The sequence below is a fragment of the Streptococcus infantarius subsp. infantarius ATCC BAA-102 genome, from assembly GCF_000154985.1.
GTDB lineage: Bacteria > Bacillota > Bacilli > Lactobacillales > Streptococcaceae > Streptococcus > Streptococcus infantarius.
This window is the reverse complement of record NZ_DS572687.1, coordinates 1-20,343: the sequence shown is the minus strand read 5'-3', so window position 1 is coordinate 20,343 and position 20,343 is coordinate 1. Positions and strand designations below refer to the sequence as shown.

Annotated in this window: 23 protein-coding genes, 1 tRNA gene and 1 pseudogene; 23 read left to right on the top strand and 2 right to left on the bottom strand. The window is 36.0% G+C overall.

Translation table 11 applies throughout. The annotated features are described in order from the left end of the window. Nucleotides 1-121 precede the first annotated feature (121 nt). The 9 genes and pseudogenes from spx to nrdG all read left to right on the top strand — a co-directional run bounded on the left by spx (nucleotide 122) and on the right by nrdG (nucleotide 7,490). Nucleotides 122-520 (top strand): transcriptional regulator Spx, encoded by a 399-nt coding sequence (spx, locus tag STRINF_RS02380; RefSeq protein WP_004233512.1) that lies wholly within the window; start codon nucleotides 122-124, stop codon nucleotides 518-520. 321 nt (nucleotides 521-841) lie between these two features. Then, nucleotides 842-1,111: an IreB family regulatory phosphoprotein gene (locus STRINF_RS02375; RefSeq protein ID WP_003066890.1), complete on the top strand. Its 270-nt coding sequence runs from the start codon at nucleotides 842-844 to the stop codon at nucleotides 1,109-1,111. Continuing rightward, nucleotides 1,108-1,527 (top strand): Holliday junction resolvase RuvX, encoded by a 420-nt coding sequence (gene ruvX, locus STRINF_RS02370; RefSeq protein WP_006531414.1) that lies wholly within the window; start codon nucleotides 1,108-1,110, stop codon nucleotides 1,525-1,527. Before STRINF_RS02375 ends, ruvX begins: the two co-directional genes overlap by 4 nt. A 32-nt stretch (nucleotides 1,528-1,559) precedes the next feature. Next, nucleotides 1,560-1,877, top strand: a complete 318-nt coding sequence (locus STRINF_RS02365; RefSeq protein WP_006531413.1) for a DUF1292 domain-containing protein — start codon at nucleotides 1,560-1,562, stop codon at nucleotides 1,875-1,877. A gap of 262 nt (nucleotides 1,878-2,139) precedes the next feature. Beyond that, nucleotides 2,140-3,728 (top strand): annotated as a pseudogene (locus STRINF_RS02360) (glycosyltransferase family protein). 101 nt (nucleotides 3,729-3,829) lie between these two features. Further along, nucleotides 3,830-6,055, top strand: a complete 2,226-nt coding sequence (gene nrdD, locus STRINF_RS02355) for an anaerobic ribonucleoside-triphosphate reductase (RefSeq protein WP_006531409.1) — start codon at nucleotides 3,830-3,832, stop codon at nucleotides 6,053-6,055. 116 nt (nucleotides 6,056-6,171) lie between these two features. Next, the gene (locus tag STRINF_RS10285) at nucleotides 6,172-6,318 is read left to right on the top strand and encodes a hypothetical protein (protein WP_006531408.1); all 147 of its coding nucleotides are present in this window, start codon (nucleotides 6,172-6,174) and stop codon (nucleotides 6,316-6,318) included. Between the two features lie 11 nt (nucleotides 6,319-6,329). Further along, a complete protein-coding gene (locus tag STRINF_RS02350) occupies nucleotides 6,330-6,836 on the top strand; it encodes a GNAT family N-acetyltransferase (protein ID WP_006531407.1) in 507 nt (168 codons plus the stop codon). A 39-nt stretch (nucleotides 6,837-6,875) separates the two neighbouring features. Further along, a complete protein-coding gene (gene nrdG, locus STRINF_RS02345; RefSeq protein ID WP_006531406.1) occupies nucleotides 6,876-7,490 on the top strand; it encodes an anaerobic ribonucleoside-triphosphate reductase activating protein in 615 nt (204 codons plus the stop codon). A 624-nt stretch (nucleotides 7,491-8,114) separates the two neighbouring features. Here nrdG and STRINF_RS02340 read toward each other — a convergent pair. After that, nucleotides 8,115-8,726: a TetR/AcrR family transcriptional regulator gene (locus STRINF_RS02340; RefSeq protein WP_006531404.1), complete on the bottom strand. Its 612-nt coding sequence runs from the start codon at nucleotides 8,724-8,726 to the stop codon at nucleotides 8,115-8,117. A gap of 405 nt (nucleotides 8,727-9,131) precedes the next feature. Here STRINF_RS02340 and STRINF_RS02335 point away from each other — a divergent pair, with 405 nt between their 5' ends. From STRINF_RS02335 to STRINF_RS02280, 12 genes are all read left to right on the top strand, one after another. After that, complete coding sequence (locus tag STRINF_RS02335; protein WP_006531403.1) at nucleotides 9,132-9,410, top strand: hypothetical protein; 279 nt, start codon at nucleotides 9,132-9,134, stop codon at nucleotides 9,408-9,410. Nucleotides 9,411-9,427: 17 nt separating this feature from the next. After that, nucleotides 9,428-9,982, top strand: coding sequence for a signal peptidase I (gene lepB / locus STRINF_RS02330; RefSeq protein WP_006531402.1), 555 nt, complete (start codon nucleotides 9,428-9,430; stop codon nucleotides 9,980-9,982). A 96-nt stretch (nucleotides 9,983-10,078) separates the two neighbouring features. Then, complete coding sequence (locus tag STRINF_RS02325; protein WP_006531401.1) at nucleotides 10,079-10,654, top strand: hypothetical protein; 576 nt, start codon at nucleotides 10,079-10,081, stop codon at nucleotides 10,652-10,654. Then, nucleotides 10,648-11,475, top strand: a complete 828-nt coding sequence (locus tag STRINF_RS02320) for a class C sortase (RefSeq protein WP_006531400.1) — start codon at nucleotides 10,648-10,650, stop codon at nucleotides 11,473-11,475. Before STRINF_RS02325 ends, STRINF_RS02320 begins: the two co-directional genes overlap by 7 nt. Before the next feature lie 163 nt (nucleotides 11,476-11,638). Then, nucleotides 11,639-13,534, top strand: a complete 1,896-nt coding sequence (locus STRINF_RS02315; RefSeq protein WP_006531397.1) for a M13 family metallopeptidase — start codon at nucleotides 11,639-11,641, stop codon at nucleotides 13,532-13,534. A gap of 229 nt (nucleotides 13,535-13,763) precedes the next feature. Further along, on the top strand, nucleotides 13,764-14,636 hold the full coding sequence (locus STRINF_RS02310) for a helix-turn-helix domain-containing protein (RefSeq protein ID WP_015695793.1): 873 nt from the start codon (nucleotides 13,764-13,766) through the stop codon (nucleotides 14,634-14,636). A gap of 587 nt (nucleotides 14,637-15,223) precedes the next feature. Then, nucleotides 15,224-15,439 carry a hypothetical protein gene (locus STRINF_RS02305; protein WP_015695792.1) on the top strand — a complete coding sequence of 72 codons (216 nt, stop codon included), beginning with the start codon at nucleotides 15,224-15,226 and terminating at the stop codon, nucleotides 15,437-15,439. A gap of 49 nt (nucleotides 15,440-15,488) precedes the next feature. Then, nucleotides 15,489-16,217 (top strand): ATP-binding cassette domain-containing protein, encoded by a 729-nt coding sequence (locus STRINF_RS02300; protein WP_006531393.1) that lies wholly within the window; start codon nucleotides 15,489-15,491, stop codon nucleotides 16,215-16,217. After that, nucleotides 16,159-17,277 (top strand): hypothetical protein, encoded by a 1,119-nt coding sequence (locus STRINF_RS02295; protein WP_223903593.1) that lies wholly within the window; start codon nucleotides 16,159-16,161, stop codon nucleotides 17,275-17,277. Before STRINF_RS02300 ends, STRINF_RS02295 begins: the two co-directional genes overlap by 59 nt. A 226-nt stretch (nucleotides 17,278-17,503) precedes the next feature. Beyond that, entirely contained in the window at nucleotides 17,504-17,779 is a 276-nt protein-coding gene (locus STRINF_RS02290) for a hypothetical protein (protein ID WP_006531390.1), read from the top strand. Next, nucleotides 17,772-18,146, top strand: coding sequence for a hypothetical protein (locus STRINF_RS10280; RefSeq protein ID WP_006531389.1), 375 nt, complete (start codon nucleotides 17,772-17,774; stop codon nucleotides 18,144-18,146). Before STRINF_RS02290 ends, STRINF_RS10280 begins: the two co-directional genes overlap by 8 nt. Nucleotides 18,147-18,152: 6 nt before the next feature. Then, nucleotides 18,153-18,659, top strand: coding sequence for a hypothetical protein (locus STRINF_RS02280; RefSeq protein ID WP_006531388.1), 507 nt, complete (start codon nucleotides 18,153-18,155; stop codon nucleotides 18,657-18,659). A 133-nt stretch (nucleotides 18,660-18,792) separates the two neighbouring features. On the opposite strand, the gene STRINF_RS02275 is transcribed toward STRINF_RS02280, so the two are convergent. Then, entirely contained in the window at nucleotides 18,793-19,746 is a 954-nt protein-coding gene (locus STRINF_RS02275; protein WP_006531387.1) for a S66 family peptidase, read from the bottom strand. Between the two features lie 153 nt (nucleotides 19,747-19,899). On the opposite strand from STRINF_RS02275, the gene STRINF_RS02270 reads away from it, so the two are divergent. Together STRINF_RS02270 and STRINF_RS10795 are read left to right on the top strand one after the other, a co-directional pair. Beyond that, nucleotides 19,900-19,970 (top strand) — tRNA-Cys (locus STRINF_RS02270). 293 nt (nucleotides 19,971-20,263) lie between these two features. Continuing rightward, nucleotides 20,264-20,343: 30S ribosomal protein S2 (locus STRINF_RS10795; protein ID WP_043878297.1), on the top strand; the 80-nt coding region annotated here is incomplete at its 3' end.

Sequence of the window (20,343 nt, the reverse complement as noted above, 5' to 3'; positions counted from 1 at the left end):
TTTGCAAAAAAATAAATCTTTTTAATTGACTTTTCGAAAAAAATAGGTCTTAGGTCCCATGTGCTCCATTATGTATGTGTGCTATAATACAACTATCATGGGATAGAAAGTGAGAGTGCACATGATTAAAATTTACACAATTTCAAGTTGTACAAGCTGTAAGAAAGCCAAAACATGGCTCAACGCTCATCAGCTCCCTTATAAAGAACAGAATTTAGGAAAAGAACCACTATCACGAGAAGAAATCTTAGCGATATTAACAAAAACAGAAAACGGTATTGAAAGTATTGTTTCATCTAAAAACCGTTATGCAAAAGCACTTGACTGCGATATTGAGGAATTAAGTTTAAGTGAGGTTATCGACCTTATCCAAGCTAATCCACGTATCCTAAAAAGTCCAATTTTGATTGACGATAAACGCCTTCAAGTAGGGTACAAAGAAGATGATATTCGTGCTTTCTTGCCACGTTCCATTCGTAATGTGGAAAATGCAGAAGCTCGCCTTCGTGCAGCACTGTAATAAATATCTAAAAGCTCCGTTTTGGAGCTTTTTTAATATTTTCCTTAGCGTGGATTGTTAGAACCAAAGAATTTTTAAAGGTTATAGTAGTTGATTGCGCGTGGAAAAAACGAGTGCTTTGCTCTTTTTTATTTTTATAAAGATAGTAAAAAGTTCGGTGATAGTTGAGGTATGGGGAGCAAAGGTTGCTTAATGGGACAATTGAAACGAAGGATTTGAAAATGAAAATAAACTTTGGTGAAATAAAGTCAGATTCTTGTGAAATCTTTGTGAATAAGCTATAATGAATGGTGACAGCTATTTTAGAAAGAAGGTGTAAGTATGGGATTTACAGATGAAACTGTACGCTTTAATTTAGACGATAGCAACAAGAAAGAAATTAGTGAAACCTTAACAACTGTGTATCGTTCTCTCGATGAAAAAGGGTATAATCCAATCAATCAGATTGTTGGTTATGTCTTAAGTGGGGACCCTGCTTATGTTCCTCGTTACAATGATGCCAGAAATCAAATTCGTAAATACGAACGAGATGAAATTGTTGAAGAGCTTGTCCGCTACTATCTCAAAGGAAATGGAATTGACTTGAAATGAGAATCATGGGACTAGACGTTGGCTCAAAAACAGTTGGCGTTGCTATCAGTGATCCGCTAGGCTTTACAGCACAGGGCGTAGAAATTATCAGAATTGATGAAGAAGCTGGCGAATTTGGTTTTGAACGACTTGGAGAGTTAGTTAAACAGTATAAGGTTGATAAGTTTGTTGTTGGTTTGCCTAAAAATATGAATAATACAGAAGGCCCTCGCGTGGAAGCTAGTAAAGTATACGGCGATAAAATCAACAAACTTTTCAATATTCCTGTTGATTATCAAGATGAACGTTTGACAACTGTCCAAGCAGAGCGAATGCTGGTTGAACAAGCTGATATTAGCCGTGGAAAACGTAAGAAAGTTATTGATAAACTGGCTGCACAGCTTATTTTGCAAAATTATTTAGATAGAATGTTTTAATCTAATCATTAATTCATTAAAGGAGAAACTTTATGGCACATAACCATAATCACGATCATAATCATGATCACGAACATGAAGTTATTACACTTGTAGATGAACAAGGTAATGAAACACTTTTTGAAATTCTTTTGACTATTGATGGTCGTGAAGAATTTGGTAAAAACTACGTTCTCTTGGTACCAGCGGGTGCTGAAGAAGATGAACAAGGACAAATTGAAATTCAAGCTTACTCATTTACTGAAAATGAAGATGGAACTGAAGGAGACCTTCAACCAATTCCTGAAGATTCAGATGCTGAGTGGGATATGATTGAAGAAGTTTTCAATAGTTTTTTAGATGAGGACTGATATTGTCTTGATATGTTGAAGGGAAGTGTAGGTTGTGCCTATGCTTTTTTTCATGCTCTTTTACGAATACTAAGTAAAGGAGGTGTGAATCATGATAAAGAAAGCGTGTTTGAGCCAAGAAGAAAGAAGCTTCTTGAAGCGCTATAAAACCAAGCCTTATCACCGTTTTAGGGAAATTTTAGTTTACTGTGCTATACTCCCTAAATTGACTAATGATTAGTTTCTGTTATACTTAAAGTATGATAATTCAAGGAGAGAATAAGTGAATACATCAGAACAAGTAAATGTAGATCAGAGTACTGCACAATCTTACAGCTGTTCAAGTCGTTCAGCTCGTAAGGTTAGTGAGAACAAAAGTCACCAAGAGGCGTCTAGAAGAACAAAAGTCCCACAACCTCATAAACTTTACCTTTAATATTGAGTGTTGTTATTAGTTGTTTGTCTGTATCAATGCCAGTCTTTACAGATATGGCAAATAGTGTGCAATCTCAAAACCTTTACATTGGTTTAATGTTTACTAAAGGACAACTTCCGTTTACAGATATGTTTGCGACAGGTGGTTTTCTTTATTATGCTTTGATTGCTTTGGCTTACTATCTTGGTTCTACGTTGTGGTTGGTGCCAATTCAAATTGCAACATTCTACTTGTCAGGAATCTATTTCTATAAATTGGTCAATTACTTTACTAGCAGTCAACGTGTAGCAGTTGCTTTTAGTGGTATTTTTTACCTATTAAACATTGCTCTTGGTTTTGGTGGTCTGTACCCTATCCAATTTGCGATGCCATTTGTCATGGTATCTTTGTGGTTCCTAACAAAATATTTTGCGGATATTATCAAAGACGAAGCCTTTATCCTTTATGGATTTGCTGGCGCAGCAGCAATGCTTTTAGAGCCACGTACTTTGGTGTTCTGGGGAATTTCTTTCCTAACTATTATCGTTTATAATTTAACACAAAAACATTTTGCTCGAGGATTTTATCAATTATTGTGTATCATTTTCGGAACAATTCTTGTCTTTTACACAGTTGGTTACTTTATCCTAAATTTGCAGGTATTATCATCCTATATTTCTCAAGCAATTGTTTATCAATTTACGTATTTTGCGACAAGTGATAGTAATTTTATCTTGACATTGCTATTCCAAGTTGTTGTGGCTCTAGTTTCAGGGATTTTACTTGGTGCCTTTTCTTTTGGAAAAATCATCAAGGGAGCTAATGACAAGGTATCTAAATGGCTTATTTTTCTTGTTTTTTTAGGCTTCTTAATCATAGATCTTTTGTCACAAAGTTACCATTTCTATCATTTATTAATAGTATTGCCTTTTGGTTTGTTGTTAACTGCAATGGTATTGAGTGAATGTTATCAACGCCATTTAACGAAAATATCACATCGTCGTAAAAAATCATCTAGTGATGACAAAGGCATTTTTGGATTATATCTAAGTCGTCATCTTTATTTTCCGATTTTGTTGCTTATTATCGGTGTAGGGCAACCTGTGGTTTCTTATTTCTTATCATCTGGTACTGATAGTGAACGCTCGACTATTGCAAGCTATTTGAAAAAACAAACATCTAGTAACGATAAGATTTATGTCTGGGATACGTCATCTAAGATTGGTATTAAGAGTCAATTAGCAAGTAGTTCACAATTTACATCACCTGTTGTGAATACAACTAAAACATCTAATGAAAAAATATTAGAAGATGAGTTGTTACAAAATCTAGCGTCATATATTGTGGTTAATAATGATGAAAAAATTTCTGATACGATAAAAAATGATATTTCTTCAAACTATGAAGAGGTCTCAATCAGCGGTGTATCAGGCTTTACCGTCTATCATAAAAAATAGAGACTAAACGCAATATCTTGTGGTCTAATAAAAAAACGACCACAAGATATTGATTTTTTTTTCTTGCGTGTTATAATAGACGAGTAAGAAGGAGTGTTCATATGATTACATTAGAAAAAGAAACAATTGCGACTCAACCAGCTGTCAAAGTTATCAAACGTGATGGACGTTCTGTGAACTTTGATGCAGATAAAATTTATAATGCTTTGGTTAAAGCAAGTAATAATGTGACAAAAATGTCACCAGTTGTTGAAGCAAAATTGGAAGCTATTTCAGATAATATCATTGCTGAAATTTTTGATCGCTTCAAAGATAATGTCAAAATTTATGAAATTCAAAATATCGTTGAGCATGAACTTTTAGAAGCAAATGAATACGCGATTGCACAAGAATATATTAATTATCGTACAAAACGTGATTTTGCGCGCTCTCAAGCGACAGACATCAACTTTACGATTGATAAACTATTGAAAAAAGACCAAACTGTCGTAAATGAAAACGCTAACAAGGATAGTGAAGTTTTCAATACACAACGTGACTTGACTGCAGGTATTGTTGGTAAATCAATTGGCCTTAAAATGTTACCAGCTCACGTTGCCAATGCTCACCAAAAAGGTGATATTCATTATCATGACCTTGATTACAGCCCATACACTCCGATGACAAACTGCTGTTTGATTGATTTTAAGGGTATGCTTGCAAATGGCTTCAAGATTGGTAATGCTGAGGTAGAAAGTCCAAAATCTATCCAAACTGCAACAGCGCAAATTTCACAAATTATTGCGAATGTTGCGTCAAGCCAATATGGTGGTTGTACAGCTAACCGTATAGATGAATTTTTGGCACCATATGCTGAACTTAACTATAAAAAACACCTTAAAGATGCTCAAGATTGGGTAGCAGAAGACCGTCGTGAAGATTATGCTCGTACAAAAACGAAAAAAGATATTTATGATGCTATGCAAAGTCTTGAATATGAAATTAATACGTTGTTTACATCAAATGGACAAACACCATTTACTTCTCTTGGATTTGGTCTAGGAACGAACTGGTTTGAACGTGAAATTCAAAAAGCGATTCTTGAAATCCGCATAAAAGGTCTTGGAAGCGAACACCGCACAGCTATTTTCCCTAAACTTATCTTCACTTTGAAGAGTGGTCTTAACCTTGAAGTGGGAACACCAAACTATGACATTAAACAATTAGCTTTGGAATGTGCGACAAAACGTATGTATCCAGACGTTCTTTCATACGATAAAATCGTTGAATTGACAGGTTCATTTAAAGCACCAATGGGATGCCGTTCATTCTTACAAGGTTGGAAAGATGAAAATGGTGTCGAAGTTAACTCAGGTCGTATGAACCTTGGTGTTGTGACTGTAAACCTTCCACGTATTGCTATGGAATCAAATGGCGACATCAATAAATTCTGGGAAATCTTCAACGAACGTATGGGTATTGCTAAAGATGCACTTGTTTATCGTGTAGAACGTGTCAAAGAAGCGACACCAGCAAATGCGCCAATTCTTTACCAATACGGTGCTTTTGGTAAACGTCTCGGCAGATATGATAATGTTGATGAACTTTTCCGTCATCGCCGTGCAACGGTTTCACTTGGTTATATCGGACTTTACGAAGTTGGTACAGTCTTTTATGGTCCAGAATGGGAAACAAATCCAGAAGCCAAAGAATTCACCGTTGATATCATTCGTAAGATGAAAAAATTGTGTACAGAATGGTCAGATGAATTTGATTATCATTTCTCAATCTATTCAACACCGTCTGAAAGCTTGACAGACCGCTTCTGCCGTCTTGACACAGAAAAATTCGGTATCGTTAAAGACATTACAGATAAAGAATATTACACAAATTCATTCCACTATGATGTTCGTAAGAACCCAACACCATTTGAAAAATTAGACTTTGAAAAAGCTTATCCAGAAGCAGGTGCAACAGGTGGATTTATTCACTACTGTGAATACCCAGTTCTTCAACAAAATCCAAAAGCTCTAGAAGCTGTTTGGGATTATGCTTACAGCCGTGTTGGTTACCTTGGAACAAATACGCCAATTGACCATTGTTATAATTGTGGATTTGAGGGTGATTTTACACCAACTGAACGAGGTTTTGTTTGTCCAAACTGTGGTAACAGCGATCCTAAAACAGTAGATGTAGTTAAACGTACTTGTGGCTATCTTGGAAACCCACAAGCTCGTCCAATGGTTAATGGTCGTCACAAAGAAATTTCTGCTCGTGTAAAACACATGAACGGATCAACAATTAAAAATTCTGGTGACTACCACATGCACAAAGATAAGAGTTGTTAATAAGACTCGTTAACCAATAATTATGGTTTAGACAGTTTCATGACATATTGAAGCTGGAGACGCTTGTCCCAGCTTCTTTATTATATTGATAAAAAACTTGAAGAAAGGAAAAAATCGTGGGAAAATACCAATTAGATTATAAAGGCATGCAACAGGTTGAGCGTTTTCATGAAAAACATTCAACTGCTAAAGGTAATAAAAAAGCGCGTGTCAATGAATTGAAAGCACAATTTTTGGAAAAAGCGAAGAAAAAAAGTAAATAAGAGGTAAGCTTATGCAATTACGAAGACCTGAATTATCAGATAAAGCAGCCGTTATTGAGATGATGAAAGAGTTTGAAATGAGCCAGTCTGCCCACGATGGTGGTTTCTGGGATGTGGATAACTTTGATTACGAGGATTGGCTTGAAAGCAATCGCCTGAGTGAGATGGGGATTAATGTGCCTGCCAACTTTGTTCCAGCCGTTCAGTTTGTGTCTTTTTCTGATGATGGCAGGGCTTTAGGATTTTTGCATTTGCGCTTACGCTTAAATGAGAATCTTTTGAAGCAAGGTGGACATATTGGGTATTCTATCCGTCCATCTGAACGTCGTAAAGGATATGCTAAAGAACAGCTACGCTTAGGATTATTAGAAGCGAAGAAGAAAAATATCACCAAAGCTTTGGTCACATGTCATGATGACAATGAAAGTAGTCGTAAGGTAATATTAGCCAATGGTGGCCAGCTTGAAGATGTTTTAGATGCTGTTGAGCGTTACTGGATAACTTTGGAGACTGATTAATCAGTATAATAGAAATAAAAAGGTAGAAAGAAGGCTAGGATGGAAGAAAAAAACTGGAATACTCCCAAGCCTGGTGAATGGAAGTCAGAAGATTTAAGTGAAGGTCGCGTTATCGATTATAAAGCCTTTAACTTTGTTGATGGTGAAGGGGTGCGTAACTCACTTTACGTATCAGGTTGTATGTTCCACTGTAAAGGGTGTTATAATGCTGCAACTTGGTCATTTAAGGCAGGGCAGCCTTACACACAAGAGTTAGAAGAGCAAATTATGGCTGACCTGGCGCAGCCTTATGTTCAAGGCTTGACGCTTCTTGGTGGAGAACCTTTCTTAAATACAGGTTTTCTCTTGCCACTAATTAAGCGTGTTCGCCGTGAACTTCCTGAAAAAGATATTTGGTCTTGGACTGGATATACTTGGGAAGAAATGATGCAAGAAACACCAGATAAACTAGAAATGCTAAGCCTAATTGATATTTTGGTAGATGGTCGCTTTGATATCACTAAGAAAAACTTGATGCTACAATTCCGTGGGTCATCTAACCAACGTATCATTGATGTTCAGAAATCTTTGAAAGCCGGAAAAGTTGTGATTTGGGATAAATTAAATGATGGCGATCAAAAATTTGAACAAGTTAGTCGTGATGACTTACTATAAATGTGGAAAAAGAAGCTGATTTTCAAGAATTGGCTCCTTTTTTTTGCCCAAAATAACCTAAAAATAGAAGTTATTAACAGAAAGTTTTCCAAAAATGTGGATAGCTCTCAAAGCTTGATATAAAGGTATTTGTTCTTAGTTTATACACAAGTTATCCCCAATATATAGCCATACTTATCCACAACTTGTGAATAACTCTGTGTAAATTGTGTAAAAATAAGCGAATTTTCAAGATATTTTACCATTTTTAATAAAATAGGCTTAAATGATATGAAAATTTCATGTAAAAAAGCCGGCAAAAAGAAGTTTTTACCGACTTTTATCTATTTAAGATCTCCAAAGAGACTTATTATAAACGGGAACAGAAAATAAAGAATAGTTTATCAAGTAAGTTTTACTGAACGATTTCCTTTTAAACTATGAATAAGTTAATACTATTAGTGATTGCTTAGCTAACTAAGTATTGAATTCTTGTCAACTAACAATGGCATAGTGTCAACTTATAGGAAAATGGGAACGGTAAATCTGTCAATGTTAGCGTTTTTCTTGTCAACTTTATGGTAAAAAGATGTCAAGAAAGGTGGGTATAGGCATGATTACGAAAATTTCAGAAAATAAATATCCCTATCTTTTATTTCTTATCTTTATATGTTCTTCTGAAGGGGCATTGAAGTAACTAGGGATAGAATTAAAAAGAAGGGATAAGTTTTTTGCAATGAGTTCAGGTTCTTCAGGCTCGTCTTTACTTAGCCAAAATTGTAGGATGTTAAGATAAGCACCGAATAAACCTTTGGAAATGTAATCGATATTGCTATCTACAGTATCATCAACACACCATGGCAGATTGATGGTTTTATAGATTTGAGCAGATTTTTGATTGAATTTTTTTGTTAGTAATGAAAAGTGCCCACTTTCAACAAGTGATGAAATAAAGGCTTTGTTTTCATACATAAAATTCAAAGTAACTAAGAATACATCTTCAGGTTTTTTCGCCAAGATAAAATTATCTCGCTGAAGATAATATCCTCTGACAAAGTTTTCTAGACAGAAATCCATTAAATCAGTTTTATCATCAAAGTAGCGATAAAATGTTCGACGTGAGATAGTGGCCTTATCTAAGATTTGATAGATAGTGATTTTGTCATAATGTCGTTCAGTAATCAGTAGATAAAGTGCTTTTGATAAACGGTGTTTAGTTTCTAAAACTTGTTGGTGTTTTTTTGATAAATTTGTCATAAACAATCCTCTACTTGAATGATGTAATATTTCTGAAAAGACAAAAAATTATACCTAATCAATTTAGCATTGTAACATAAAGCTAAAAATTAAGCTACATCAATCCTACGAAATTAACAATATATGACTTTAGATATTTATCATTGTTAGCTTTCCTAACAATGATAGAGGACGAAATATTAAGAAAATTAGAACTAGGAAACAAAATCTTAAAAAAGTATCACTTGTACAAAATCCCTTTTCAAAATCGCGAAAAATATTATAATGCTCTTCAAAACGCCTATATATAAAACGACAAAATGAAAAATGTTTATCTAGTCTTTATTTTTTCAAAATTAGAATAAATATACATTTAAAATTATGTGAGTTTTATGTGAAAACGAATACTAAAAAGAAGGCCCTAACGTGCTTGATGCTAAACAATTAAGAAAACTTCGTCGTTCAGATTTGTTTGAGCTGCTTGTAGAGCAAGCTAAAGAAATTGAAGAGCTTCAAAATCAAGTAAAAGAACTTGAAGGTAAACTTGAGAGTCGTGAGCTAGAAGTCACTGATGAGGGTTCCATCGCTGAAGCAGCCTTGGCAATTAGTAAAGTTTTTGAAGAAGTTCAGGCTGCGGCAGACACGTATCTTTATAACGTCAAACGTATGGCGGATGCAAAAAAGAATACTGAGGATGAGGCCTAAGGGGTTAAGCTTTTTAAATGAAACCACTATTTGAGAAAAAATCAGAGAAAATTGCCTTAGCTGACTTACCGAAAGCTGAGGAGCTTTCAAAAGAGTTAGGAAAAATTAAGTATCGTGAGCGCTACATGCGCACCTTACGTAGCACTGTTTTCACCCTAGTAACCGTAGCAGCTTTGGCTGTATTGGTTGCGACAATTTGGTTACCTGTTTTGCAAATCTATGGAAATTCGATGACTCCTACTTTGAAAGCTGGAGACATGGTTGTTTCTGTTAGTAAAAAGAATTTGAAACAAGGTGATGTGGTCGCTTTTTATTATAACAATAAAGTTTTGGTTAAACGTGTTATTGCCACATCAGGACAGTGGGTCAACATTGACAAAAAAGGTAATGTCTTTGTTGATGGGAAAAAGATTAATGAGCCTTACCTACAAAGCGGTGAAAAAAATTATGGAGAAACCAATATCGAGTTACCTTATCAAGTACCAGATGGAAAGTACTTTGTGATGGGAGACCACCGTGAGGTTTCAGTCGATTCACGTAATGAAGCTGTCGGCCCAGTAGACAGTGAATAGTTAGTTGGGAAACTAATCTTAAGAATTTGGCCACTTAACCGTATGGGGTCAATCGATTAGAGAGTTAACAAAAATTATGTTTAGAAAGGAGTTTGGATGTTAAAGCTATGGGCAAGGTTAGCAATTTTAGTAAAAAAGCGAGTCCGAGATAGTATCATTGCAAAGATTGCTTTGGTGCTATCTCTAGTCGTTGTCTTTTGTACGACTTACTTTCTAATATTACCAGCCCTAACAATTAGTACGGGAAATAGTTCATCTGTTTTCCAATCCTCGGAAAGTACCTCCTCGCAGGTTGAGTCTCCGACGGATGATTCTCAAAAAGAAAATAACCAGACAGAAGCTTCTTCACAAGCCAGTCCGACTGACTCAAGTCAAGAAAAGAAGGACATGTCACAAGCAGGTACTTTGACTACTGAAACGTCAGATGTGACGGTAACGGTCTCGTATGAGGGAGATACCTTTACAGAGCCAGTTCAATTAAAGGTAAAGCCTGTTTCTGACACGACTGCCATTGATAACAAGTTAACATCGCTTTTAAGCGAAAGCAAGCAAAGCTTGTCACAAGCACATTCTTATGATATTTCATTTATCACTGATGGTGGCAAGGAGCACGAGCTCACTTTCTGCTCCCTTTACTCTTGCAACGGTGGGGAGAGCTCTTTAATATGTTGAAAAAATTCAAAGAAAATTTTTTGACAAATTCACTTATTTTTATCTTAATAATCGGGCTGTCTCTCTTGTTGTATCCGACAGTTAGCGATTATTGGAACTCATTTCACCAATCAGAAGCGGTAGCAGGATATGTCCAGAAGGTTCAGGACATGGGTCAGCAAAAGAAAGATGACATGTTGGCAGCAGCTAAGTCTTATAATCAGACCTTGGCTAAGGGTGTTATGCCTGATTTGAATTTATCAAATGCTGAGAAGTCTGTTTATAATAAAACCCTTGATGTGACTGGTACAGGAATTATGGCTTATGTCGATATTCCAAAGATTAACACGACTTTGCCAATCTACCATGGTACGGATGATGCGATTTTGCAGGTCGCTGTTGGTCATATTCCTGGAACATCTTTACCGGTTGGTGGCAAGGGAACACACGCTGTGATTTCAGGTCACCGTGGTTTGCCATCGGCTAAGCTCTTTACAGACATCGACCGTTTGGTTGATGGTGATACCTTCATGATTCAGGTCTTAGATGAATCCTTGACTTATGAGGTTGACCAAATTCTGACGGTCTTGCCAGATGATGTTTCAGCGCTAGCCATTGACCCAAATCAAGATTATGTGACCTTGGTGACGTGTACGCCTTATGGTGTTAATAGTCACCGTCTCTTGGTGCGTGGTCACCGTATTCCAAATAAAATTAAGAATGCGCGTGTGATTTCTGAGGCTAGTCGTGTTGAACCGTTATTGGTTGCACCGATTTTAGCAATCTTTATCCTCATTTTGCTTTTGTTGGTGATTGCCGTTTATCGTAAACTGCGGTACTAAGGTGTGAGTTATCCAAAAGTTGGCTTAGAGATAGGCTGGCTTTTGGATTTTTTTGTTTGGGCGATAAAAGCAGAGCTTGGAAATTTATTTTTAAAAATCCTTGTAACTGTTATTCTTCTGAATTTTTGATAGAATGTTCTTAACAGATTAGAAGGAGATTCCTATGACTCGATACCAAGATGATTTTTATGAAGCCGTCAACGGCGAATGGGAAAAGACAGCTGTCATTCCTGATGATAAACCGCGTACTGGAGGTTTTTCAGATTTAGCTGATGAGATTGAAGACTTAATGCTAGCAACCACAGATGAGTGGTTGGCTGGTAAAAATCTTCCAGACGATAGCATTTTGCAAAATTTTGTTAAATTCCACCGCATGACATCAGATTATGAAAAACGTGAAGCTGTTGGTGTAGCACCAGTTCTTCCTTTGATTGAAGAATATAAGAAATTGTCTTCTTTTGCGGATTTTGCCGGACAAATTGCGGATTTTGAAATGGCTGGAAAACCAAATGAATTTCCATTTGGTGTGGCACCAGATTTTATGAATGCGCAGCTTAATGTTTTGTGGGCAGACGCACCTGGAACAATTTTGCCTGATACAACTTATTACGCTGAAGACAACGAAAAAGGTAAAGAATTGTTAGCGACATGGCGTCAGATGCAAGAAGAATTGTTAGCAAAATTTGATTTTTCAGTAGAAGAAATCAAAGATTTGCTGGATAAAACCATCGAACTCGATGCCAAATTAGCTAAATATGTCTTGTCACGCGAAGAATCTTCTGAGTATGTTAAGCTTTATCACCCTTATGATTGGGCTGATTTTACCAAACTAGCACCAAATCTTCCTTTGGATAGCATCTTCACACAAATTCTTGGGGAAATTCCTGACAAAGTCAATGTTCCAGAAGAACGTTTTTGGAAAGAATTTGCGGCAGAATATTATTCTGAAAAGAACTGGGAATTGCTTAAAGCAGATTTGATTGTTTCAGCAGCGACAAGTTATAATAGCTATTTGACAGATGAGATTCGAGTGCTTTCAGGGACTTACAGTCGTGCTCTTTCAGGAACACCACAAGCCATGGATAAGAAGAAAGCAGCTTACTATCTAGCATCTGGTGCCTATAGCCAAGCCCTTGGTCTTTGGTATGCAGGTCAAAAATTCTCACCTGAAGCAAAAGCTGACGTAGAACATAAGGTTGCAACGATGATTGATGTTTACAAGAAACGTCTCGCATCTGCAGATTGGTTAGCTAAAGAAACACGTGATAAAGCGATTGTCAAACTCAATGTCATCACGCCTCACATTGGTTATCCGGAAAAATTACCAGAAACTTATGCGAAGAAAATCATTAATGAGTCTTTGTCACTCGTTGAAAATGCGCAAAACCTTGCTAAGATTTCTATCGCACACAGCTGGAGCAAGTGGAACAAGCCTGTTGATCGTAGTGAATGGCACATGCCAGCTCACATGGTCAATGCTTATTATGACCCACAACAAAACCAAATTGTCTTCCCAGCGGCTATCTTACAAGCTCCATTTTATAGCTTGGAACAAAGTTCATCTGCTAACTATGGTGGGATTGGAGCGGTTATCGCCCATGAAATTTCACATGCCTTTGATACTAATGGAGCATCATTTGATGAAAATGGTAGCCTAAACAACTGGTGGACTGAGGCAGATTACAAAGCCTTCACGGAACGTACCGATAAAATCGTTGAACAATTTGATGGGCTAGATTCTTATGGCGCTAAGGTCAATGGTAAATTGACAGTCTCTGAAAATGTGGCTGACCTTGGTGGTGTGGCTTGTGCGCTTGAAGCAGCAAAACAGGATGACGATTTCTCAGCACGAGATTTCTTTATCAACTTTGCAACCATTTGGCGCATGAAGGCGCGTGATGAATACATGCAAATGCTAGCAAGCATTGATGTGCACGCACCAGCCAAACTTCGTACCAATGTCACTTTGCCAAACTTCGATGACTTCCATGAAGAATTTGACATCAAAGCAGGTGACCCAATGTGGCGTGCACCAGAAAATCGAGTTATTATTTGGTAACTATTATCGATAAAATCGTGAGAAACAAGAACTTGGTTTAACCAAGTTCTTGTTTTTTGCTATTCCTTTTTTAAAAATGTGATACAATAAACATTAGTATACCTAGAATATACCTAGATTTTTAAAATAGAAATATAGACTATGATTTTTCTAAGTTGTTTAGGATAACAGCTAAAGACCTTTTTTGCTGGGAGAATTTGAAAATCATAGATTCAAAAAAGGAGACTGTATGAAACTCGAAAAATCAATGCAATTGGGTGAACTTTATCGCGAACTGCGAATCGCGCGTGGTTTGAAACTAAAAGACGTTGCACGAGAAAACCTCTCTGTATCTCAACTCTCACGTTTTGAAAATGGACAATCCATGCTTGCCGCAGATAAACTCTTAATCGCCATCTCAGGAATCCACATGACCTTCTCAGAATTTGGCCACGCGATTAATAACTATCAAGAACCGAAATATTTTCAATTATCAACGAAAATAGCTGAGTTATATAACAAACAAGATATTGAAGGTCTTAAAGCTTTACTTGAAAGTGAAAAAGGATCTGAAGTTTTTGATGTTTATGAGCGTTTAAACGGATTGATTATAAAAGCTTATATTTATAATCTTGATCCCACTTATGTAATACCTGAAGAAGAGACAAATTTTTTGACTTCGTATCTTTACGAAATTGAAGAATGGACAGAATTTGAATTATTTATTTTTGGAAATACTATGTCCATTCTATCAGAGTCGGATTTGATTTTTTTGGGAAAAGCTTTTGTGGATCGAGATAAGCTTTATCAATCACTTACAAGTCATAAAAAAAATGCAGAAGTTGTTTTCTTAAACCTAATTGTCTTATTGGTTACTTATCGAAAGTTTTATCAAGCTACTTATTTTATTGAATCTCTAGAAAAAATAATTACTTACCAAGACATGCTTGCCATGACTTATCTTAATTTTTTAAAAAAATTAATTGCTAATCTTGAAGACGGGACAGATGACTTATCGGATTTGGAGCATTTTATTGTCTGTGTTGAAGAGATTGGGAACCCTTTAGTTGCTTCGTATCTCAAGATGAATTTATTAAGAATTACTAATAATAGTGAGAAATGATATTGACTGGATTCTAAAACATAAAGATAATGGGGAGAAGAACAGCAGGACCAATCAAAGCATAGTTAACCAATTGTTTAGCGGTTTTTTTCAATGTGAACATAATAAGTATCCTCCAAATTTTATATATTACGTATTATTCATAAGTTTTGTGAGTAATAACATTTATTAGGGCAGGGGAAGGGATGAATGTTATTACTTGGGGCTGATTGATTATTTTGAATAGGTTTTACGGGTAATGTACAAAGAATGTAAGTACCAGAACGACTGTTTTAAGTAATTGTTTAAGGGTTAGTTTAAGCATTAGTAGTATCCTCCTTAATGTTATGTCTTCATTGTATCAGCGAAAATATTAAAATCGGTTTATTTGCAAATACGCAAATAAACTTTTTTTGTTAAGAAAATATACAATTTTCAGAAATCTTAACTTTAGGATGATATGATGTTAGTGTAATCTGTTTAGATAGTTTACGTTATCGGTAATTATTTTTCGAAAAAGAACACCTGATAGATAAGAGTGATTTGCCATTTGTATGGGCATTTTTTGTCCACTTATTTTTAAAAAGTTGAAAGGAAAACATAAGATTATGTTGGGATTTATGGATAACTACTTGGTTGCTTTGCAAGCTAAATATGCTTCAAAAGTGACTGTTAAGTGGGTTTGGGCAGTTTGCGCTCTTGTCTCTGTCATTGCTGTCATTGGTTATGCGGCTTATTGTACGTCACAATCAGGGAATTTTGCTGGTGGAATCAAGTTAGGTGTTCCTGATGTTATTCATGTAACATTTAACTGTACTAAATAATATCGCTCTTCTTTTTATTTTTAAGAGAAGGTGTTAGAATAAGGAATTTATGATTAAGATTGAACACTTATCTAAAACATATAAGCGCTTGGTTTTAAATGATATTTCAGTGACTTTCCCTGAAAGACAAGTGAGTGTTATTGTTGGTATTAATGGTAGCGGTAAGACGACATTTTTAGATTGTGTCGTTGGTTTGAAACGCCCGAGTGAAGGAGAGATTTGGATTGATAGTCACCATAATCAATCTGATCCCTTCAAGGAGCAAGTCTTTTACATTCCATCTGATTTTTATCTTCCGGATTACATGACAGGAGATGAATACATTCAATTTGTTTTGGCGCGTTATCAAAATGCAGACCTTGATAAGGTCGATTCTTTCTTTGAATTATATAATTTAAAGGAAGCTAAGAATCAGCTTTTAGAATCTTATTCTTTTGGGATGAAAAAGAAAGTTCAAATTATCGCTGCTGTCTTATCAAATGCTCCTTATGTTTTGGGAGATGAAGTTTTTAATGGTTTGGATTTTGAAACCACTTTGATTACAGTAAAACTATTTCAGGCTTTACTTGATCATCGCAGTTTTGTCTTAATTTCACATAATATGACCATAATCAATCACTTTTGTGACCATATCTTTTTGATGTCTAATGGGAAATTAGTTCCTTTTACTGGCGATGCTAGTCAATTGAAAGCAGAGGTGTTACGCACGGAGTCTGTTCATGATAAAATCACGTTCATTCAAAGATACGCAACTTTTGATGACAATGTTTCTGAATAATGCTTTGAAAGGTTTCTTAAATCGCCCGATTTTCAAATCAAAATGGGTAAGACGTTCCTTTGTCACTTTCCTATGCCTGCTTTATATTTTGTATTATCTCTACAACATGAAAGAGCTGGCAAAAATATCATCCATCAGAACAAATGTTCCTCTTGCTATTTTGGAAACAGGGCAAAAGCAAATCTTTTTTAGCTATTTCAGCAATACTTTTGTCTTGGGTTGCTTGCCCTTCCTTTTCGTTGAGGCAACCTTGGCTTTGGACAAGACGTCTTTGTATTTCGTTAAAGCTTTACCATTTCGAAAGCGTGATATTCAAAGGGCTTACTCTTTGTTTCGTTTGTTGTTAATGGTTGGGATTTATGAATTAGTCATGATCATTGCAACGCCTGCTATCAAGTTGGTTACAACTTCTGTGGGAGATTTTGGCTTGTTTTTCCTTAGTCAACATTTTTCGTTCTTTCTTGTTATCATCAGCTTAGAATGCTTATCTTTAGGGCTAGACAGGCTTTTGCAAAATCAGATAAAACACTTGCTTGTGATTAAACTACTCCTAGCAAATTTAATTTTAATAACTAGTTTGGCTTATTTCTTTCAATGGCGTTATGCACTAGAATCACGATTAGCTTCTTCTCCATTTTCCATTCATGAGTTGATTCTAGGGGCATTCCTTGGTAGTTTTGGCTGTCTAGTTTTCGTTGTTTATTTGCTTTTACATTTGCCTTTGGCTGACACTTTAGTTACTAGTCGCAGTCGCTTTATTAAAGTACCTGTTCTTGATAAAGTCACCTTTCGTTATAAAACAAATTGGTATTACTTGATTTTTCCTGTGATTGTTATTGACATTATGGCTTATCAGAGTGGTGTAAAAGCAGTTCTGGCAGTCTTACCAACATTACTTGCATTTAATGGCTTATTATTACTTTCACATGGCGATAGCACAGAGAATTTCCGAAATCAGTATAATCTCCTGAGGATTACAGTATGTGAAGAATACTTTGGTCAGTATTTACTTCTTGTATTGTTGGAAATATCTTTATTGATTTGCTTTGCCTTTCATTGAGCTACCATTAACCAAGTGATGGTGTCAGTTGCTTTTGTTTAATCTGCTTTTATGCTGGGCTATCTTTTCCCAAAATCACGCGGAAATCTCAATGAGATCACGTCAATGTTTTTATTAGGGATTGTTTTTATCTTAGTCACGCTTGTTGTGAAAAACGCGAGCTTGGGTTTGATAGTTATTATCCTATTAGCAGGTATTCACTATAGTCTTCTTAGGAGGTTAAGATATGAAAGATTTTAGTCGTTGTCTTGGGATTAGTGTAGTGACCTATGCTGCCTTAGTTGTGTTTACAAGCCTTTGGAAATTATTTCAGCTTGGCGGATCGTCAGCTTCAGTAAAAACTTTGTTAGGCATCACCATTGATAACAAAATTACTGAGCATAATATTTCCACAACGTTTGGCTTGTCTTGGCAAACATTAATTGCATTTATCATTTCTTTTTGCCTTGTCTGTGCTTTAACTTATCTCACTGATAAATTCAGCGAAAAGAAACATGACTGAGTTATTCATTCTAGTCGTTGTTACGATTCTGTCAGTTTATGCTGCGGTCAGATTACATGAGATATTGCATTACTTGGTGGCACGAGCATTGCATTACCAAGCGTGTTTTAAACACGTTGGTGTTCTGGCTTTTCAAGTAGAGTATAGAAATCAAAACCGTCCCTTAGACAATTTCTTAATTGCTTTTATATCACCATTTCTGTTAACTCTAATTGGCATTTTAATCCCTCTAAATTACTACACCCTCGTATTGAAGGTAACTTGTCTAATGAATCTGTTTAACCTCTTACCATTCACAGCAGATGGCGAGGTGATTTTACTGTCAATTGTTCAACTGATTCAAAAGGAGAAAAATAGTGAAAAATAAAAAACTGTGAAACTTGGTCTCTTTATCATTTTGTTTGTGATTATTTTTGGTGGTAGTTATATCGTTACCAATAAATTAAACGGAACAAGTGCTTATGTTGATGAAACGGCTCAGCTGGTTAAAGATAATCAAGATGATGTGGTTAGTCGCTTAGAAGCTAAAGAACAAGGCATGTATTATTCTGGCTTTCCAACCTGTCCGTGGTGTGTTGAGTTATTGCCTGTCTTAGACAAGGAATTACAAGCAGACCATGGTAAAGCCTATACAGTCGATGTTCGAGGTAAACATTATAGCGACGCTGACAATGCTATCGTGAAAAAATTCTCTCAAACTTATACCAAAGAAGACAAATTATACGTTCCTTTTGTCGTTGCAATTAATAGTTCAGAAGATGTTAAAGTTCACGTTGGTATGGTCGATGACCATGATGCCACTAAAGATAAAATGACTAAAGATCAAGAACAACGTCTAGTTAAAATCCTAGATAAAATGATTGCATTTAGTCAAAGCTGAAAGATAAATAAATACGCCCTTTCGTTTTAAAACGAAAGGGCGTATTTTTGAATTGAGGTTTTTAACATCAACTATTCTATTTTTTATTGTAACTTCTTTAGTTTCCTGAATTGTGATTCATTACAGGGGAGTTTTATTCCTTGATATGGATAGATAATTCATCAGTGTCAATGCTTGCTTGGGCGCCGATAGTGATTGTAAAGAGTGGCTGAGTGTGGGCAAAATCAAGGTCATACATGACAGGAATGGTTTTAAGAAGTGGGTGCTTGTCTAGGATATAGGTTAATATTTCGAGTGTCATTTGGCATTCCTTTGGGAAGCGTCCGATAAGCACTGCTTTTGGATTGGGGTAAGCTTGTAAAATGGCTGCTAAATTGCGGTCAAAATCATGATAGTCATCTTCTTCTGCCTCTTCTAAGAAAAGGACATAATCGTTGACTTGAGGGGCGTAAGGTGTCCCGCGAAGAAGTCCAAAAGTAGACAAATTTCCACCAATAATGGTTCCAGAAGCTTTCCCTGCGTTGTAAATTTTCCATTCTGTTGGCATAAAATGACGTGGTTGTGTTGGGTCATACCAAGGGTCGCTTGACCACTCCTGACTTGGAACAAGGTCATAAACTGATTTTGTCATGGCATTTAACCAAGCCTTGCTCTGGTAATCTTGACCTTCTTTCATTTTAAAACTAGAATATGACGGTCCCATGTATGTCAGCATTCCAGTTTTAGCATAGATAGCATTTAAAAAAGCTGTTGAATCAGAATAACCGCAGATAATTTTGGGGTGTTTGGCAATTAAGTCGTAGTCAAGATAGGGCAACAGTTCGTTAGAATTAAAACCACCAATCGTAGCCAGAATGGCATCAACAGAGTCATCAGCAAAAGCAGCGTGCAAATCAGCAACACGGCTCTTGATTGAAGAAGAATAGAGCATATCAGATTCTAAATAATGTTCTGAAAATGACACACGAAATCCCAGATTTTCTAAGGTTTCTTTGGCAGAAAGATTGGCTTCAACTCCGCCTAAGCGAGCAATAGAAGATGACGGACTAAGGATACGAATATGACTGTTAGGACTTAGTTTTTTCATAAAACACCTCCAAAGATTTTTAGTATTATAGCATAGATTGTTGAAATTTCAAGGGTAAAGCCGTGAATTCTTTTATTTTCATAATCCTCTTTCAGAATTTCACGAAATAGGCTTGACGTGTTTTTGATTTTAGGGTAAAATATTATCTGTTATGGCGGTATAGCCAAGTGGTAAGGCACGGCTCTGCAAAAGCTTGATCGTCGGTTCAAATCCGTCTACCGCCTTCATAATGCAAAGTAAGCTCGATTAATCGAGTTTTTTTGTTTTTATCTTGGAAAAAATCGTGAAAATATAGTGGTTATTTTTAGTTATCAAAAGGCTCCAAAAAGCCTAAAATAAAAACTCTTTCAAGCCGTATATGGCTTGCCAATAGCTTGCTTTTATGGTAAACTATGATAGTTGTATTATGCAACAAATACTCATTCTGGATGTATTGTGAGTCTGTTGCTCATTATGAGTGGATTTGCAAGATGAAGTCTGGAAGAGGAAAAAACATTTTATAAAGGAGAAACTACTCATGGCAGTAATTTCAATGAAACAACTTCTTGAAGCTGGTGTTCACTTCGGTCACCAAACTCGTCGCTGGAACCCTAAGAT

What these genes read in the sequence shown, in the direction of transcription:
- STRINF_RS02365 (WP_006531413.1), top strand. Translation starts at nt 1,560, where the DNA reads ATGGCACATAACCATAATCACGATCATAATCATGATCACGAACATGAA.
- nrdG (WP_006531406.1), top strand. Translation starts at nt 6,876, where the DNA reads ATGGAAGAAAAAAACTGGAATACTCCCAAGCCTGGTGAATGGAAGTCA.
- STRINF_RS10280 (WP_006531389.1), top strand. Translation starts at nt 17,772, where the DNA reads ATGACTGAGTTATTCATTCTAGTCGTTGTTACGATTCTGTCAGTTTAT.
- STRINF_RS02320 (WP_006531400.1), top strand. Translation starts at nt 10,648, where the DNA reads ATGTTGAAAAAATTCAAAGAAAATTTTTTGACAAATTCACTTATTTTT.
- STRINF_RS02350 (WP_006531407.1), top strand. Translation starts at nt 6,330, where the DNA reads ATGCAATTACGAAGACCTGAATTATCAGATAAAGCAGCCGTTATTGAG.
- nrdD (WP_006531409.1), top strand. Translation starts at nt 3,830, where the DNA reads ATGATTACATTAGAAAAAGAAACAATTGCGACTCAACCAGCTGTCAAA.
- STRINF_RS02315 (WP_006531397.1), top strand. Translation starts at nt 11,639, where the DNA reads ATGACTCGATACCAAGATGATTTTTATGAAGCCGTCAACGGCGAATGG.
- ruvX (WP_006531414.1), top strand. Translation starts at nt 1,108, where the DNA reads ATGAGAATCATGGGACTAGACGTTGGCTCAAAAACAGTTGGCGTTGCT.
- STRINF_RS02305 (WP_015695792.1), top strand. Translation starts at nt 15,224, where the DNA reads ATGTTGGGATTTATGGATAACTACTTGGTTGCTTTGCAAGCTAAATAT.
- STRINF_RS02275 (WP_006531387.1), bottom strand. Translation starts at nt 19,746, where the DNA reads ATGAAAAAACTAAGTCCTAACAGTCATATTCGTATCCTTAGTCCGTCA.
- STRINF_RS02310 (WP_015695793.1), top strand. Translation starts at nt 13,764, where the DNA reads ATGAAACTCGAAAAATCAATGCAATTGGGTGAACTTTATCGCGAACTG.
- STRINF_RS02340 (WP_006531404.1), bottom strand. Translation starts at nt 8,726, where the DNA reads ATGACAAATTTATCAAAAAAACACCAACAAGTTTTAGAAACTAAACAC.
- STRINF_RS02295 (WP_223903593.1), top strand. Translation starts at nt 16,159, where the DNA reads ATGATAAAATCACGTTCATTCAAAGATACGCAACTTTTGATGACAATG.
- STRINF_RS02375 (WP_003066890.1), top strand. Translation starts at nt 842, where the DNA reads ATGGGATTTACAGATGAAACTGTACGCTTTAATTTAGACGATAGCAAC.
- lepB (WP_006531402.1), top strand. Translation starts at nt 9,428, where the DNA reads ATGAAACCACTATTTGAGAAAAAATCAGAGAAAATTGCCTTAGCTGAC.
- STRINF_RS02300 (WP_006531393.1), top strand. Translation starts at nt 15,489, where the DNA reads ATGATTAAGATTGAACACTTATCTAAAACATATAAGCGCTTGGTTTTA.
- STRINF_RS02325 (WP_006531401.1), top strand. Translation starts at nt 10,079, where the DNA reads ATGTTAAAGCTATGGGCAAGGTTAGCAATTTTAGTAAAAAAGCGAGTC.
- spx (WP_004233512.1), top strand. Translation starts at nt 122, where the DNA reads ATGATTAAAATTTACACAATTTCAAGTTGTACAAGCTGTAAGAAAGCC.
- STRINF_RS02290 (WP_006531390.1), top strand. Translation starts at nt 17,504, where the DNA reads ATGAAAGATTTTAGTCGTTGTCTTGGGATTAGTGTAGTGACCTATGCT.